Source organism: Corynebacterium sp. AOP40-4SA-5 (genome assembly GCF_052377355.1).
Classification (GTDB): domain Bacteria; phylum Actinomycetota; class Actinomycetes; order Mycobacteriales; family Mycobacteriaceae; genus Corynebacterium.
In genome coordinates, this window is sequence record NZ_JBQSWS010000001.1 from 24,940 (window position 1) to 40,306 (window position 15,367).

Here is a 15,367-nt window from a genome sequence, read left to right on the forward strand (position 1 = left end):
GAAGGCCCTGGGCGGCCGACGGCCCGGCGCAACCTCTTCTGGTCGGTGTTCTGCGAGTTCCTCGGCTTTGCGGTCTGGCAGATGTGGTCGGTGACGGTGATCCTGCTGCCGCAGGCCGGTATCGAGCTGACCTCCTCGCAACAGTTCTGGCTGGTCTCCCTGCCTCCGCTCGTCGGTGCGACGGCCCGCATTCCCTATAGCTTCACCGTGCCGATCTTCGGCGGACGAAACTGGACGGTGATTTCCGTCCTGCTGTTGCTCATCCCCACTGGTGCCACCGCCCTGGTGTTGTCCATGGACAACCCGCCGGTCTGGTCGCTGTTCGTGATCGCGGCGACGGCCGGGCTTGGCGGTGGGAACTTCGCGAGCTCGATGTCGAACATCACCTTCTTCTACCCGAAGGCGGAGAAAGGTCAGGCACTCGGCGTCAACGCGGCCGGCGGCAACCTCGGTGTGGCGGTCGCACAGCTCGTCATCCCGGTGGCAGTCAGCCTGTTTGCCTTCGGGACCTTCAGCCCCAACCTGCCGATGGCGGGCCTGATGTGGATCCCATTGATCCTGGTGGCGGCGTGGGGTGCGCACCGTTACATGCACAACCTCTCCCACGCGACGAACGACATCAAGGGGTCACTGTCGGCGCTCAAGGAGAAGCACCTGTGGATCATATCCTTCCTCTACGTGGGTGCCTTCGGCTCATTCATGGGCTTCGGTTCGGTATTCCCCACGCTGATCAACGCACAGTTCCCGGAGTTCTCGTCGTTCACGGTTCTCGGTGCCGCCCTGGGTCTCGCATTCCTCGGGCCACTGGTCGGCTCGCTCGCCCGCCCCTACGGGGGACGTCTCGCCGACCGGCTCGGCGGTGCCCGGGTGAGTACGGCGGTATTCGTGTGCATGGCACTGGTCACGGTGGTCATGGTGCTGTCGTTGGGGACGGTGGGTTTCGCCGGCTATCTGGTGCTCTTCCTCGTGCTGTTCACCTTGACCGGTCTGGCGAATGGTTCGGTCTACCGGATGATTCCCACGGTCTTCGAGCTCTCCGTCGCGTCGGACGACCCGGTCGGTCACGAGCGTAAGAGTGCCGCGGCACTGGGTTTCATTGGGGCGATCGGTGGTTTCGGCGGTTTCGCCATTCCGCAGGTGCTGAACCTCTCGGATTCCGTCACTGGTGACTTCAGCGTGGCTTTCTGGTTGTTCGCCGCCGCGTACGTCTTGATGGCGCTGGTGGCCTGGGGCGTCTACCACCGCCCGGGGACCCGGTTCGCCGAGGCGAACGTGTAGTCACGACGAGTGCTGAGCGCCTCCTACCGGTAGTGTCGCCGCTGTGACCAACCACAGCGTACGAACCCCCGAGGAGCACCTCGCCGCCGTCCGCGCGCTCGTCGGCGGACTGCCCGTGGAACACGTCGACCCGGCCCTGGCGCTCGGACGTCGCCTCGCCGTGGACGTCACCGCCGTCGAGGACTCACCGCGCTTCGACAACTCCCAGATGGACGGTTACGCCCTGGGGTCCGCCCACCTGGCCGGCGGTACCTTCGCCGTGGACGCCACCGTCGCCGCCGGGGCCGACCCCCGCGACGTCCTGCCGAGCGGGGCGGTGGGGGACGCCGTGGTGCCGGTGATGACCGGCGCGCGCCTGCCCGCACGCACCGCCGCCGTCGTGCCCGTGGAGAGGTGTACCCCCGCGCACTTCGGTGCCACCCACGTCACCGTCCCGCAGACGCCGGACGCCCAGTTCGTCCGGCTGCGCGGCACCGACATCCGCACCGGCGACCTGCTCATCCCGGCCGGGGAGACCGTCAACCCCCGCACCGTCGGCGTCGCCGCCGCCCAAGGACTCACCACCGTGCCGGTCACGCGCACGGCGCGCGTCCTGATCTGCACCGGTGGCGACGAGGTCACCGCAGGGCAGGACGCACCGGCGCAGCTGCCCGGGGCGGCCACCATCCGCGACGCCAACGGGCCGATGCTGCGCGCCCTGTGCCACGTCCACCACATCGACGTCGCCGGCACCGTGCAGACCACCGACAACCCCACCGCCTTCCGCGCGGCGCTCTCGGCCGCCATCGACAAGGCGCGGCCGGACGCCGTGGTCACCAGCGGCGGCATCAGCCACGGCGCGTTCGAGGTCGTCCGGCAGACCCTGGAGCACGCCCCCGGCGCCTGGTTCGGCCACGTCGCCCAACAGCCCGGCGGCCCGCAGGGCCTGGCGCGCTTCGAGGGTGTGCCGGTGATCTGCCTGCCCGGCAACCCGGTGTCCACGGCGGTGAGCTTCCGGCTCTTCGTCGCGCCCGCCCTCGGCGAGTCGTCCTGCGCGGTCACCGCGAGGATCACCGCCGCCGAGGACGGCCTGGCGGACAAGGACCGCTACCTGCGCGGGCGCACGCAGGTGCGCGACGGCGAACTGACCGTGCGCCCCGTCGGCGGGGCCGGCTCGCACCTGCTGGCGCAGTCCGTCACCGCCGACGCCCTGATCCGCGTCCCCGCCGGGGCCACACTGGCCGCCGGCACCCTCGTGGAGGTCTATCCACTCGACCGGTAGAACCGGGCCGCGCAGTACCCTGTACGCATGTCGACGCCGCCGGACCCGTACAACCCCTTCATCGGGTTCTTCACCAGGACCCAGCCGACGTTCACCCCGGCGGCCCTGCTGGTCTCCGGGGCGGCCGTGACCGTGGTGATCTGCGTGCTCGGCCTGCTCACCGAGGCCATCGGCCATCCTCTGCTCATGGCTGGTTTCGCCGCGTCCTGCGTGCTGGTCTTCGTCCTGCCCGCCGCCCCGGTGTCACAGCCGATGAGCGTACTCGGCGGACACCTCGTGGTGGCGGTCGTGGCGGTGCTGGCCGACTACGTGCTGCCCACGTCCTGGTGGGCGATCGGCCTGGTCACCGGTGTCTCGGTGATGCTGATGTGCGCGTTGCGGATCCTGCACCCGCCGGCGGCGGTGCTGCCGATCGTGATGATGACCTCCCACGAGCACTGGGAGTTCGTGCTCACCCCGGTGATGCTCGGTGCCCTGATCGTCACCCTCGCCGCCGTGGCCTACCGCGGTATCCTGCGCGGACGCATCCGCTGGTTCTAGAAGCGAGACCCGCTCAGCCGCCGATCGCGCTCATCGTGCGCTCGGGCTGCACGTACTCCGGGTCGTTGAGGGTGACCGCGTCCGAGCCGTAGGCCCGCGGCTTGCCCCACATGGCCGTGGCCCAGGTCTGAGCGACCTCCACGTCGTCGGCGTCGCCGCGCAGCAGGTGCATCAGGTCGGTCTCCTGCTGGGAGAACAGGCAGGTCCGGATCCGCCCGTCGGCGGTGATGCGGGTGCGCGTGCACGCCGCGCAGAACGATTCCGTCACCGAGGCGATGATGCCCACCTTCCCCAACGCGGGGGAGGACGCCGCGGCGCCGCGGTCGCGGACCTCCCACAGCTCCGCCGGCGCGGAACCGCGCGGGGTGGGGTCGGACGCCAGGTCGAAGCGTTGCGACAGGCGTGCGCGGATCTCCTCGGCGGAGACCAGGTTGTCGCGCGCCCACGTGTGGTCGGCGTCCAGGGGCATCTGCTCGATGAAGCGCAGCTGGTAGCCACGCTCCAGGCACCACTGCGCCAGGTCGGCCACGCCGTGGTCGTTGACCCCGCGCATCGCCACGGCGTTGATCTTCACCGGCTCCAGGCCGGCGGCCTTGGCGGCCTCCAGACCGGCGATGACCTGCGGCAGACGGTCGCGGCGGGTGACCTCGGCGAAGGTCTGCCGGTCCACGGTGTCCAGGGACACGTTCACCCTGGTCAGCCCGGCGTCCACCAGCGCATCAACCCGCTTGTCCAGACCGATCGCGTTCGTCGTGATCGAGATCGGCACGTGCGGGTGGCGGGCGCGCACCCCGGCGACGATCTCCTCCAGGTCCCTGCGCACCAGCGGCTCACCACCGGTGAACCGGATGTCCTTGACGCCGAGCACCCGCACACCGATGTCGGCCAGGCGCACGGCCTCGTCCGCGGTGAGCAGCGCGTCCTTCTTGAGCCACGGCAGCCCTTCGGCGGGCATGCAGTAGCTGCAGCGCAGGTTGCACTTGTCGATCAGCGAGATGCGCAGGTCGTCGGCGGTGCGTCCCCAGCGGTCGGTCAGGCGGAGGCCGGCCTCGGGACGGGTGGACGCGAGCGTTGCGGTGATGGGGGCCTCCTCCTTCGGGTGGTCGGGCTGTCATCGTGCTGTTCTGCCATGGTAGACCCGTCGTTCGGACCTGTCTCTCCACCCTGTCTACCGTGAACCGGGGTGCGTGCGTGAATGACCGGCGTGTGGCAGCTCCGAACGCGGATCCGGAGGCGCAGGCCGGTACCCGTGGTTCCCGGCCACGCGTCGTGGAGCGCACGCGGCTAGCATGACGAGGATGCGCGCCGTCGGCGTCGGCAGAGGAGAACCACACGGCAGAACGGAAGAATAATGGCAGCATTCACGACCCGAATCCTTCGCACCACGGCCATCCTGGCCGCATCCGGGGCCCTGGTCTTCGCCGCGGCCTGTTCCACCTCCGGGTCCGAGGACGCTGACGGCTCCGAGACCTCGCCGGTGCAGGTCTTCGCCGCGGCCTCGCTGAACAACGCCGGTGACGAGCTCGCCGAGGCCTTCGCCGAGGAGCAGGGGGAGGACCCCGAGGTCGAGTACAACTTCGCCGGCTCCTCCGCCCTCGTCCAGCAGATCGACCAGGGGGCGGACGCCGACCTGTTCATCAGCGCCGACGAGAAGAACATGGACGACGCCCTCGCCCTCGACGCCTTCGACGGTGCCGAGCCCGAGGTCATCGCCACCAACCAACTCGTCCTGGCCACCGCCCCCGGCAACCCGGCGAACATCACCGCGCTGGACGATCTGGCCACCACCGCCGATGCGCGCCTGGCGGTCTGCGCCGACGGCGTCCCCTGCGGCACCCTGGCCCACGAGCTCCTCGACGAGAAGGGCTACGACCTGGCCAACTGGACGGTGTCCGAGGAAGCCAACGTCAGCGACGTCGCCACGAAGGTCTCCACCGGTGAGGTCGACGCCGGCTTCATGTACGCCACCGACGCCATGGCACTGCAGAAGAACACTTCCGAGGAGATCACCGTCGTCGAGCTGGACGACGACCTCGAGCCCAACGCCTACCCGGCGGCGCTGACCGTCGAGGGCCAGGACAACGAGGTCGCCGGCGAGTTCCTCGAGTGGCTGTCCTCCGACACCGCCCGTGGGATCCTCGAGACCTATGGCTTCGATACCCCCTAAGACCGGTACCCGTCCCGGTTCGCGAGCGGTCACGGCCGTGCCGGTGGCGGTGGCCGGTGTCGCCCTGCTCGCCGTCCTGCTGCTGCTCGGGCCCCTGGTCGCGCTGCTGCTGAACATCCCCTGGGCCCGGGCCGTCGAGCTGGTCACCGACCCGGCCACCGTCCAGTCGCTCACGCTGTCGCTGTCCACCGCGCTGGTGGCCACCGTGTTGTGCGTGGTCCTCGGCCTGCCGTTGTCGTTGTGGCTGGTGGAGCTGCTGCGCCAGTTCCCACGCCGCGGCGACGTGGTCCAGGTCGTGATCTTCGCCCCGCTGGTGCTCTCCCCGGTGGTCTCCGGCCTGGCGCTGGTGTTCTTCTGGGGACGCCGCGGCCTGGTCGGCCAGTGGCTCGAGGGCCTCGGCCTACACGTGGCCTACACCTCGCTGGCCGTGGTGGTGGTGCAGGTCTTCGTCGCCCTGCCGTTCTTCGTCGCGACCACGGCCACCGCCCTGCGCGCGATCCCCACGGTGGTCACCGAGGCCGCCGCGTTGGACGGTGCGAGCCGCTGGCAGACGGTCACCCGCGTGCTCGTGCCCCTGGCGTGGCCCGGCATGGCCGTCGGCGTGGTGCTCTCCTTCGCCCGCGCCCTGTCGGAGTACGGCGCCACCCTCACCTTCGCCGGCAACGTCGCCGGTGAGACCCGCACGATCCCGCTGCTCGTCGAGCTCGGCCTCAGCGCCAACGACATGGACCGGGCGCTGGGGGCGTGCCTGACCCTGATCGGGCTGTACGTGGTGGTGGTCGGGGGGATCGCACTGGTCAGGAGGAGGAAGGGGTAGCGTCGACGACATGCTCCTGACCCAGCTGACCTACTTCGAGGCGCTCGCCCGCGAGCAGCACTTCGGTCACGCCGCCGCGTCCTGCTACGTGTCGACGTCCACCCTGTCCGAGGCGATCAGAAAACTCGAGGCCGAGGTCGGCTTCCCACTGGTCAACCGCGGCAAGTCCGCGTTCCAGGGGATCACGCAGGAGGGTGAGATCGTGCTGGCCTACGCCCGGCGCATCCTGTCCGAGCAACGCTCCCTGAGCCTCGACCTGGCCCACCGGCGCGGCAACCTCGAGGGCACGGTGCGGTTCGGCACCATCCCCTCCGGCACGGACCGGGCCGCCGGCATCGTGTCCAACCTCGTCGGCGAGCACCCCGCCCTGCGCGTGGACCTGGTCGCCGGGCTGACCAGCGAGGAGATCGTGACCCGGGTGCTCGACCACGACTTCGACGCCGGCATCGTGCACCCGCACGGTAGCGCCGCCCGCGCCGGACGCCACGACCCCGCCCTCACCTTCACCTCCCTGGGCACCACCCGCTTCGTGGCCGTCGGACGCCCCGGCCTGCTCGACGGCTTCGGCGGGCAGGTCACCGGCGCCGAGCTGGCGTCGTTGCCCACCGCGCTGCTGTCGCGCGGCATGGTCGCCCGCGAGGAGTTCGACCGGGTGATGGGCGAGGCGGGTGTGCAGGTCACCCCGGGGGTGGACGCCACCTCGGTGGAGTCGCTGCTGGCCCTGGCACGCACCGGCACGTGGGCGGTGGTGGTCCCGGCCCCGGCGGTGGGCACCACGCGGCTGACCACGCTGCCGATCGTGGAACCGGAGGTCCGCCTGGATCTCGCGCTGGTGCGCCGCGACTCGCGTCCCGCCCCGGTGCTCTCTGCCGCCTTCGACGCCGCGGCGGAGGCCACCGTCAGCTGAGTCATGCCCCAGGCACAAAAATGCCCGATTCTTGACCTGGGGCATGACTCAGCTGACATGGGGCGCTCAGGGGGAGCGCTGGGGGAGCGCTGGGGGAGCGCGGGGACACCACGGGGGCGGCTGCGGGCCGGTAGCTACGAACGGTCGTTCGGCGTCACCGATCGCCACGACGCGGGCTGCAGGTCAACGTCCTGCTTTTGCAGGTGAACGCAGGTGTGCCGGTCAACCCGGTCCCCGGTGCTGGAGTACAAACTCCCTATGGCGACGACTACCGAGACGAGAACCGACAGGGAACCGCTGGCCGGGGCATTCAACACCGCCGCCGATGCCGCGGTGGCCAAGAAGACCGCCCTGTTCGGCGACGACCTGCCCCGCTACACCGTGCGCGGCGTGCTGGCCGGGGCCTACCTCACCCTCGGCACGGCCTTCGCCGCGGTGTCCGGCAACGCCGTGGAGCAGCTCGCCCCGGGGCTGGGGCCGGTGGTCTTCGGCTTCCTGTTCTTCATCGGACTGGCCATGACCCTGCAGCTCGGCGCGGAACTGGCCACCGGCTCCATGATGTTCATGGCCTACGGCGCCGCCCGGCACCACATCGGTTGGGGACGGGCCACCGCGATCGTGCTGTGGACGGTGCTGGCCAACCTCGTCGGCGCGGTGGTCATTGCGGTGATGCTCGGGCAGTCGGCGAAACTCGGCGGCATCGGCGTGGACCACCTCATCGCCGCGCTGGCCGACGGCAAGCTCACGAAGAGTCCGTCCGGCGTGCTCGTCGAGGCGGTGCTGGCGAACTTCGTGGTGAACATCGCCATCGTCGGCGGGCTGATGATCAAGGACTACGCGGGCAAGTTCCTGCTGACCCAGATGGTCATCGCCGTGTTCGTGGTGCTGGGCCTGGAGCACCTCATCGCGAACTTCGCCCTGTTCACCCTGGCCTTCTTCGGCCTGGGCGACGGCTTCGCTGCCGGTGCGGGCGTGCTGGAGTCGCTGAGCTTCGGCAATGTGGCGGTGAACTGGGCGATGGCACTCGTCGGCAATATGATCGGCGGCGGCCTGCTCATCGGGGTGGTGTACGCGTGGCTGAACCGGGGACGCAGCCGCGGCGGCGAACTCTACCGGGACTGACCAGTACCGGAGTTACAGCTCCACGTACTCCACCTCGTCGCCGGCGGCCACACCCTGCGGCGGGACGACGAGCAGGACGTCCGCCGCGGCGTACCCGCGCAGCATGTGCGAGTGCGCGCCGGGTGCCGGGGTGAAGCGGGGCGAATCAGACTCGCGGGGGTCACGGGTGGCGGGCAGCAGGCGTACCCGTTGGCGGGGCATCGACTCGATGGCCACGGTCATGGTCCCGGTGCGGGTCCCCACCGGGTCACCGGCACCCAGCAGCGCGGTCACCGCGGGGGCGACGAAACTGTGCAGCGCCACGTGCGCGGCGAAAGGATTGCCCGGCACACCGATGACCAATTGGGTGTGTGGTCCAGCAATCTGCACCGGCGACCTGGTCGTGACCAGGGTGGGGTGCCCGGGCCGACAGGCGATCTCCTCGGCGAGCACCTCGTCGGCCGCGCGGGTGATGAAGCGGCGGGCGAAGTCCTGCCCGGAGCGTCCCGACCCGCCGGTGAGCACAACGATGTCGGCGCCGAGCACCTCGGGACGCCGCAGCCAGTCCTCCACGGCCACCGGGTCGTCCGGCAGACGCTGGGTGCCCACGACCTCCGCACCCCAGGCGTCCAGCAGGGCGGGGAAGGAGACGCCGAAGGCGTCGCGCACCTCCCCGGGGCGCGGCAGACCGTGGGTGATGACCTCGTTGCCGGTGAACGCGCACGCCACCCGCGGGCGTGGCGTGACCTCCACGGTGTCGACGCCGCACGCGCCGAGCATCGCCACGTGGCGGGCGGTGAGTCGCTCCCCGGCGTCCACCAGGGTGTCGCCGGTCGACCACTCCTGGCCGGCGGGGCGGATGTCGCGGCCCGCCGGCGGGGTGGTGGCCGTCAGCGTGTCGCCGGTGACGTGCGCGTCCTCGGCGCGCACCACCGCGGTCGCCCCGTCGGGCACCAGGGAGCCGGTGAGTGCCGGAAGCGCCTCACCGTCGGCGAGGGTGCCGCCGGTGATGTGCACGTTGCGTCCCTGCGCGCCGACGGCCGGGGCGTCCAGCAGCCGCCAGGGGCCGTCGCCGCGCACGGCGAAACCGTCCATCGCCGAGGACGCGTAGTGCGGCACGTCCATCGGCGCGGTGACCGCGGCGTGCAGGACGTCGCCCGGGGCAGGACGCTTCGTCACCGCCGCGCGCGACCGTGCTGCCTGGCCCCTCGGCGCGAGTGCGGCGACGATGCGCCGCCGGGTCTCCGCCCAGCCCACCGGGTCCGTCGTGTGTCCGCTCATGACCTCTCACCGCCGTATCCGTGTTCCACCGCATCCTCCCACGTGTCCACGTCCGCCGCCGTGGCGGCGTCGATCCCGTCGGCCTCGTCGACCTCCGTGAGGTTCAGGCCGCGTAGGACGGCCCGGACCGGGGCGTCGCGCAGGTCGCCGGTGGTGGTTGCGCGCAGCCGGTCGAGGCGCACCAGGGCGAGCAGCGGTTGGCGCCGCCCGTCGGCCACGGCGATGCACCCGTCGCCACCGGTCCTCCGGTAGGTCTCGAGCAGTCTGGTCATTGCGGCAGCCGGTGCGACGAGGTCACCGGCGAGCAGGAACACGGCATCCCCGGCACCGTCCCCGAGCGCGTCCACCCCGGTGGCCACCGCCGGCGCCGGCCCGGACAGGGGCGGGTCCTCACGCACCAGCGTCACGTCCGACGGCAGGTCCATCTCCTGGGCGACGACCACCCTGCGCATACACCCGACCTGCGCCGCGGCGTCCAGCACCACGTCGATAAGGCGGACGCCGTCGCGTCCGACGAGCAGGGGTTTCGCCGGCGTCCCGTCCGGCGCCGAAGCGGCCAGGCGGGAGCCCGCACCACCGGCGACGACGACCGCATGCACGTCCATCTATCCCCCCGCGAACGGCGGCAGTACGTCCACCCGCGACACCGCGTCCAGCGACGTGGTCGCCGCGTCGGCACGGACCACCGAGCGTCCGTCGACGAGGAAACTGCAGCGCTCGAAAACCTGCGACAGGCTCATCCCTCCGGCCGTGAGCCCGGTGTGACGGGTGCCCAGCACCTCCAGCAGCGAGGCCAGGTCGCGCTCGGGCGCAAGCGTCTCCCGTGCGACACCGCGGGCCGCCCGCGCCGCGGCGAAATAGTGGATCTCCAGCATGGTGACAAGTGTAGGTCGGGGTAGCGTGTGACGGTATGGAGAGTCACCCCGATCACCTCACACACGTCCGGGAAGACGGGTCGGCGCACATGGTCGACGTCACCGCCAAACACGAGACCAGCCGCACCGCGGTCGCCACCGGGCGCGTGCGCACCCGCAGCGACGTGCTCGACATGATCTTCGACAGCACCTCGGACGGCCTGCCGAAGGGCGACGCCCTGCCGGTCGCGCGCGTCGCCGGGATCATGGGGGCGAAGAAGACCCCCGAGATCATCCCGCTGTGCCACCCGCTGCCGCTGGGGAAGATCACCGTGGACTTCACGCGCGAGTCAGGGGCCGTGCGCATCGAGGCCTCGGTGAAGACCCGCGGGGTCACCGGCGTGGAGATGGAGGCGCTCACCGCGGTGACCAGCGCCGCCCTGACCGTGGTGGACATGGTCAAGGCCGTGGACAAGCACGCCGTGATCGAGGACGTGCGCGTGCTCGCCAAGTCCGGCGGCAAGTCCGGGGACTGGGACGTGCGGGAGGACGTGTGAAAGCGACCGTGATCGTGGCGTCCACCCGCGCCGCCGCCGGCACCTACACCGACTGCACCGGCCCCGTCCTCGTCGAGTGGCTGCGCGGGCGCGGCCTGGACGTGCGGGACGCCACCGTCGTCGCCGACGCCGACATCGCCGCGCAGGTCGACCGCACACTCGTCGACGAGCAGCCGACGGTGCTGCTCACCACCGGGGGCACCGGGGTGAGCCCCACCGACCAGACCGTGGCCGCCGTCCGCCCGCACCTCACCCACGAACTGCCCGGCCTGGTCACCGCCCTGCAGCAGCGCGGGGTGGACGCCGGGGTGCCGACCGCGGTGCTCTCCGGCGGTGTCGCCGGTGTCGCCGGACGCACCTTCGTGATGACCCTGCCCGGCTCACGCGGGGGAGTGGCCGACGGCATCGCCGTCCTCGACCCGCTGCTGGACCACCTGCTCGACCAGCTGCTCGACCGCCCGACCGCCGACCACGCAGGAGACCACCATGGCTGAGAACCCAGACCCCGCACGCGTCGACGCCGAGACCGGTGTGGTCGTGCACACCGCCGTCACCCACGAACCCCTGGAGGACCACCTCGCGCACGCCCGTGCCACCACCGCGACGGACGCGATGGGCGCGGTCGTCACCTTCGAGGGCGTGGTCCGCGACCACGACGGCGGCCACGAGGTCAGCGCCCTGACCTACACCAACCACCCGACCGCCGCCGCCACGCTCGCCGAGATCGCCGACGCCACGGTGCGCGCCCACCCGCAGGTCCGCCTGTGGGCCGAGCACCGCACCGGGCCGCTGGCCATCGGCGAGCTCGCCTTCCTCGTCGTCGTCTCCGCGGCCCACCGCGGGCCCGCCTTCACGGCGATCGCCGAGTTCGCCACCGCCGTGAAGGACGGCGTGCCGATCTGGAAGGAACAGGACCGCCCCGACGGCTCCACCGACTGGGTGGGGCTGTGACGAGTATGGACCCGCGTCGCTACGCCCGCTACCGCCGCCAGATCACCCTCGAGGGCTTCGGTGCGCAGGCCCAGCAGGCCCTGGCGGACGCCCACGTCGTGGTCGCCGGCGCCGGCGGCCTCGGCTCCCCGGCGTTGCTCTACCTCGCCGCCGTCGGCGTCGGGCACGTCACCGTCATCGACGACGACGTCGTCGAGCTGTCCAACCTGCACCGCCAGGTCATTCACACCGACGCCGCGCTCGGGCAGCCCAAGGCAGAGTCGGCGCGCCGGGAGATGCTCGCGCGCAACCCGGAGATGACCGTGACGGTGGTGCGCGACCGCCTCGAGGCGTCCTGCGCGGTGTCCGTGCTGGACGGCGCGGACGTCGTGCTGGACGGCACGGACAACTTCGCCGCCCGCTACGCCGCCTCCCACGGCTGCGCGGTGCTGGGGGTGCCGCACGTGTGGGCGTCGATCCTCGGCTTCGACGCCCAGCTCTCCGTCTTCGGCATGCCGGGCGCGCCGGTCTACGAGGACGTGTTCCCCACGCCGCCGCCGGCGGGCAGCGTGCCGTCCTGCGCGCAGGCGGGCGTCCTCGGCCCGCTGGTCGGCGTCGTCGGCGCGGCGATGGCGATGGAGGCGGTGAAGGTGCTCACCGGCGTCGGCGCCCCGCTGGCCGGACGCATCGGCTACTACTCCGGGCTCACCGGGATGTGGGAGTACATCCCCGTCGCCGCCGACCCGGCGGTCGCCGCGCGCGTATGCGCGACACCCACTCCCACGCAGGACGCCCCGGGCGCCGCGTCCGTCGCGCCGTCTGTGCCGTCTCTGGACGGTGCGGCGCTGCTGGACGTCCGGGAGCCCGACGAATTCGCCACCGTACGCATCCCCGGCGCGGTGAACGTACCCCTCAGCGTCCTACGCGACCACGTCCCGGCGCAGGTGCGCTCGCTCGGGGACGCCGGGGATCTAGTCGTGTACTGCGCCTCCGGCGTGCGCTCGGCGCAGGCCGTGGAGCTGCTCGAAGCCGCAGGCATCACCGCCACCGACTACCCCGGCGGCATCAACGCCTGGTTGGAGACCCAGTGAACTACGACGACATCGCCTTCGACGAGCACGTCCGCGCCCGCCAGCAGGCCCGCGGGGTGAGCAACAGGGTGGACACCACCGGCAGTGGTGGCAGTGAACTCGATCCGCGTGACATCAAGCTGATCCGCCAGGCGCGCATGTTCATGATGTCCACCGTCACCGGTACCGGCTGGCCGTATGTGCAGCACAAGGGCGGACCTTCCGGCTTCGTGACGGTGTTGAAGGACGGCACACAACTGATGTTTCCCGACTTCGCGGGCAACCGGCAGTTCGTCACCGCCGGGAACCTCGACAGAGACGGACGGGTCTGCCTCTTCTTCGTCGACTTCGCGACGCGCTCGCGGGTGAAGGTGTTCGGGCACGCGCGCACCGTCGAGGCGTCCGACGCCCCGGACCTCGTCGAACAGGTCCGTGACCTGGGGGAGCGGCGGATCACCTCGGTGATCGAGCGGGTGGTGATCGTGGACGTGGAGGCCTCGGACGCCAACTGCACCAAGCAGATCACCCCGCGCTGGACACGCGAGGAGGTCGAGGAACGCCTGGACCTCTACCGCGCGGACATCGCGGCGCTTCGGGCTTCCCAGTAGCAACCCAGCAGCAACGCGAGCCGATTCTGCAGGACGGGGACACCGGGACCGACAGATTCGGCCCGCATCCGGCTATGCTTACGGCGAGCGGCAGGGGGCCGCGGCCGGGGAGGGCCCGGGGGAGGGGACGTCGACATGGCGCACCAGAACAAGAGGGACAGGCCTGCGAAGCAGGTGTGGACGACCGCGGAGCTGACGGCTGCCGGATGGAACAGTCGGAGGATCAGCGCCGCCGTTGAGGCCGGCACATTGCGCAAGGTAGCTAAGGGACTCTACGTCACGGTCGCCGACGACAAGGTCGTGCTGGAAGCACTGCTGCGGCCGGGACTGACCTACACCGGAGCGACCGCCGCCTTCCTGTACGGGGTCATGCCGATGGCGTACCCCGCCCAGGCGGCGCACCCCACCACCCAGTTCACGGACAGGGTGATCACCATCCGCCGGCGCGTGGCGCGCAAGGCGGCCATGTTCGAGGGGATGCCGGTGACCACGCCGGCGCAGACTGCCGTCGACCTCATGAAGGACGACGAGGACGCCGCGGTGCGGGTCCTCGACTTCGGCTACAACAACATCAAGGGCAACACCAGGCTGGCCGAGGACATGGAGGATCTGTCACGCGCCGAGCGTAAGTCGCTGGAGGGTATTCGTCACCGGACGGTGCTCGGCACCGCCAGCGGGCTGGAGAAGAAGGCGCTCAGGATCATCACCAAGGCGTTGCGTGATGAAGTGGAGACTGGGGAGATCACCATCGTCGCCAATGCGATGGTCAGGGGCTACTGCTTCGACATCATGATCAAGGAGGCGCGCGAGCTCATCGAGATCGACAGTTACGCCTACCACGGGGAAGGCAATGCGAGACGCTCGAGTTTCACCAACGACCGTTGCAAGGGCAACCAGGCGGCGCGGTGGGACTGGCTGCTGCTGCGCTTCGCCTGCTTCAGCATCAACAAGGCCCCGGGGTACGTGGCCGACGAGGTGGCGGACACGGGGCGTTTCGTGCTGCGGCGACTGCGCCGCTGCCGGAGGGAGGACGAGGCGATCGCCACGGACCAGCCGATGCGGCTGTGGCATCCGGCGGTGTGAGAACGCGATCCGATTCTGTCACCGCGCGACAACGGGGCCGACCGAATCGGCTCGCGTCCCCACACGGGGCAAGCTACCCCAGCTCACCGGAGTACAGGTTGAACCGGTCGTCTCTGGTGAAGCCGGTGAGCAGCAGGCCGGCCTCCCTCGCCATCTGTGCCGCCAAGGAAGTGGCCGCGGACACCGCGATCAACCCGGAGAACCCGGCGAGCACGGCCTTCTGCACTAACTCGAAGGACGCCCGGCTGCTCATCACCAGGTAGACCGGAGCGTCCTCTCCCTGCGTCTCGCCGGGGAGCCGGTCGGCGAGCAGCAGCGCGCCGATGACCTTGTCGGCGGCGTTGTGGCGTCCGACGTCCTCCCTGATCACCAGCGGACGCCCGTCGGCGGTGAAGGCGCCGGCGGCGTGGATGCCGCCGGTCTTGCGGAACGCCTGCTGGCCCTCACCGAGACGTTGCGGCATCGCGACGACCTGCTGTGCCGTGGGGTGCACGGGCCGCAACGTGTAGCGGCTGGTCTTCATCAGGTCGTCGATGCTGGTGGTGCCGCACACCCCGCACGCGGAGTTGGTGGTCACGTTCCTGATCGGGATGTAGGGGGTCGGCTGGGGGACCAGCGCCACGTCGAGCGTGTTGTAGGTGTTGGCGTTGTCCGGGCCCACCGCGCCGGCACAGTAGCGGGCGGTGACCACGTCCTGCGCTGTGGTGATCACGCCCTCTGCGTGCAGCAGGCCGTGGACGAGCTCGATGTCGTGGCCGGGCGTGCGCATCGTGGTGGTCAGGTCCGTGCCGTCCACCCGCACCTGCAGCGGTTCCTCCACGGCGAGCCGGTCGGCCCGGGTGTCGGTGGTCACCGAATCCTCCGTGACCCGCACCTTCGTCACCCGCGCATTGTCGATCAACCGTCCCATGGG

At 70.8% G+C, this 15,367-nt stretch carries 18 protein-coding genes; 13 read left to right on the forward strand and 5 right to left on the reverse strand.

Annotation, left to right across the window (positions count from 1 at the left end; all coding sequences use genetic code 11):
• The first annotated feature begins 45 nt into the window (after positions 1–45).
• Genes ACT3S3_RS00110 through ACT3S3_RS00120 form a run of 3 tightly spaced genes read left to right on the forward strand, consistent with a single transcriptional unit; the run spans position 46 to position 3,079 of the window.
• On the forward strand, positions 46–1,278 hold the full coding sequence (locus ACT3S3_RS00110; RefSeq protein ID WP_301443362.1) for an MFS transporter: 1,233 nt from the start codon (positions 46–48) through the stop codon (positions 1,276–1,278).
• Positions 1,279–1,321: 43 nt separating this feature from the next.
• A complete protein-coding gene (locus ACT3S3_RS00115) occupies positions 1,322–2,539 on the forward strand; it encodes a molybdopterin molybdotransferase MoeA (protein WP_301443361.1) in 1,218 nt (405 codons plus the stop codon).
• Between the two features lie 27 nt (positions 2,540–2,566).
• On the forward strand, positions 2,567–3,079 hold the full coding sequence (locus ACT3S3_RS00120; RefSeq protein ID WP_301443360.1) for an HPP family protein: 513 nt from the start codon (positions 2,567–2,569) through the stop codon (positions 3,077–3,079).
• Between the two features lie 13 nt (positions 3,080–3,092).
• Here ACT3S3_RS00120 and moaA read toward each other — a convergent pair whose 3' ends face one another.
• The gene (moaA, locus tag ACT3S3_RS00125; protein ID WP_441578944.1) at positions 3,093–4,160 is read right to left on the reverse strand and encodes a GTP 3',8-cyclase MoaA; all 1,068 of its coding nucleotides are present in this window, start codon (positions 4,158–4,160) and stop codon (positions 3,093–3,095) included.
• A gap of 270 nt (positions 4,161–4,430) precedes the next feature.
• Between moaA and modA the strand changes: the two genes are divergently transcribed.
• The 4 genes from modA to ACT3S3_RS00145 all read left to right on the forward strand — a co-directional run bounded on the left by modA (position 4,431) and on the right by ACT3S3_RS00145 (position 8,092).
• Positions 4,431–5,246, forward strand: a complete 816-nt coding sequence (gene modA, locus ACT3S3_RS00130) for a molybdate ABC transporter substrate-binding protein (protein ID WP_301443359.1) — start codon at positions 4,431–4,433, stop codon at positions 5,244–5,246.
• Positions 5,227–6,063, forward strand: a complete 837-nt coding sequence (locus ACT3S3_RS00135) for a molybdate ABC transporter permease subunit (RefSeq protein WP_301443358.1) — start codon at positions 5,227–5,229, stop codon at positions 6,061–6,063. Before modA ends, ACT3S3_RS00135 begins: the two co-directional genes overlap by 20 nt.
• A gap of 10 nt (positions 6,064–6,073) precedes the next feature.
• Positions 6,074–6,970, forward strand: coding sequence for a LysR family transcriptional regulator (locus ACT3S3_RS00140; protein ID WP_301443357.1), 897 nt, complete (start codon positions 6,074–6,076; stop codon positions 6,968–6,970).
• A 258-nt stretch (positions 6,971–7,228) separates the two neighbouring features.
• A complete protein-coding gene (locus ACT3S3_RS00145; protein ID WP_301443585.1) occupies positions 7,229–8,092 on the forward strand; it encodes a formate/nitrite transporter family protein in 864 nt (287 codons plus the stop codon).
• A gap of 12 nt (positions 8,093–8,104) precedes the next feature.
• On the opposite strand, the gene ACT3S3_RS00150 is transcribed toward ACT3S3_RS00145, so the two are convergent.
• From ACT3S3_RS00150 to ACT3S3_RS00160, 3 genes are read right to left on the reverse strand one after another with little or no spacing between them, the layout of a single operon-like run.
• On the reverse strand, positions 8,105–9,352 hold the full coding sequence (locus ACT3S3_RS00150) for a molybdopterin molybdotransferase MoeA (RefSeq protein WP_301443586.1): 1,248 nt from the start codon (positions 9,350–9,352) through the stop codon (positions 8,105–8,107).
• Positions 9,349–9,957 (reverse strand): molybdenum cofactor guanylyltransferase, encoded by a 609-nt coding sequence (gene mobA / locus ACT3S3_RS00155; protein WP_301443587.1) that lies wholly within the window; start codon positions 9,955–9,957, stop codon positions 9,349–9,351. The genes ACT3S3_RS00150 and mobA overlap by 4 nt, the downstream gene beginning before the upstream one ends.
• Positions 9,958–10,224, reverse strand: a complete 267-nt coding sequence (locus ACT3S3_RS00160) for a MoaD/ThiS family protein (protein ID WP_301443592.1) — start codon at positions 10,222–10,224, stop codon at positions 9,958–9,960. It lies immediately after the preceding gene.
• Positions 10,225–10,262: 38 nt separating this feature from the next.
• On the opposite strand from ACT3S3_RS00160, the gene moaC reads away from it, so the two are divergent.
• The 6 genes from moaC to ACT3S3_RS00190 all read left to right on the forward strand — a co-directional run bounded on the left by moaC (position 10,263) and on the right by ACT3S3_RS00190 (position 14,454).
• On the forward strand, positions 10,263–10,763 hold the full coding sequence (gene moaC, locus ACT3S3_RS00165; protein ID WP_301443588.1) for a cyclic pyranopterin monophosphate synthase MoaC: 501 nt from the start codon (positions 10,263–10,265) through the stop codon (positions 10,761–10,763).
• Positions 10,760–11,257 (forward strand): MogA/MoaB family molybdenum cofactor biosynthesis protein, encoded by a 498-nt coding sequence (locus tag ACT3S3_RS00170; RefSeq protein ID WP_301443589.1) that lies wholly within the window; start codon positions 10,760–10,762, stop codon positions 11,255–11,257. The genes moaC and ACT3S3_RS00170 overlap by 4 nt, the downstream gene beginning before the upstream one ends.
• A complete protein-coding gene (locus ACT3S3_RS00175; protein ID WP_301443590.1) occupies positions 11,250–11,714 on the forward strand; it encodes a molybdenum cofactor biosynthesis protein MoaE in 465 nt (154 codons plus the stop codon). Before ACT3S3_RS00170 ends, ACT3S3_RS00175 begins: the two co-directional genes overlap by 8 nt.
• Before the next feature lie 5 nt (positions 11,715–11,719).
• Positions 11,720–12,784, forward strand: coding sequence for a ThiF family adenylyltransferase (locus ACT3S3_RS00180; protein WP_301443593.1), 1,065 nt, complete (start codon positions 11,720–11,722; stop codon positions 12,782–12,784).
• Positions 12,781–13,371, forward strand: coding sequence for a pyridoxamine 5'-phosphate oxidase family protein (locus tag ACT3S3_RS00185; RefSeq protein WP_444625987.1), 591 nt, complete (start codon positions 12,781–12,783; stop codon positions 13,369–13,371). The genes ACT3S3_RS00180 and ACT3S3_RS00185 overlap by 4 nt, the downstream gene beginning before the upstream one ends.
• Before the next feature lie 135 nt (positions 13,372–13,506).
• On the forward strand, positions 13,507–14,454 hold the full coding sequence (locus ACT3S3_RS00190; protein ID WP_301443235.1) for a type IV toxin-antitoxin system AbiEi family antitoxin domain-containing protein: 948 nt from the start codon (positions 13,507–13,509) through the stop codon (positions 14,452–14,454).
• 73 nt (positions 14,455–14,527) lie between these two features.
• Here the strand turns inward: ACT3S3_RS00190 and fdhD are convergent, their stop codons facing one another.
• Positions 14,528–15,364 (reverse strand): formate dehydrogenase accessory sulfurtransferase FdhD, encoded by an 837-nt coding sequence (fdhD, locus tag ACT3S3_RS00195; protein WP_301443229.1) that lies wholly within the window; start codon positions 15,362–15,364, stop codon positions 14,528–14,530.
• Positions 15,365–15,367: the final 3 nt, after the last annotated feature.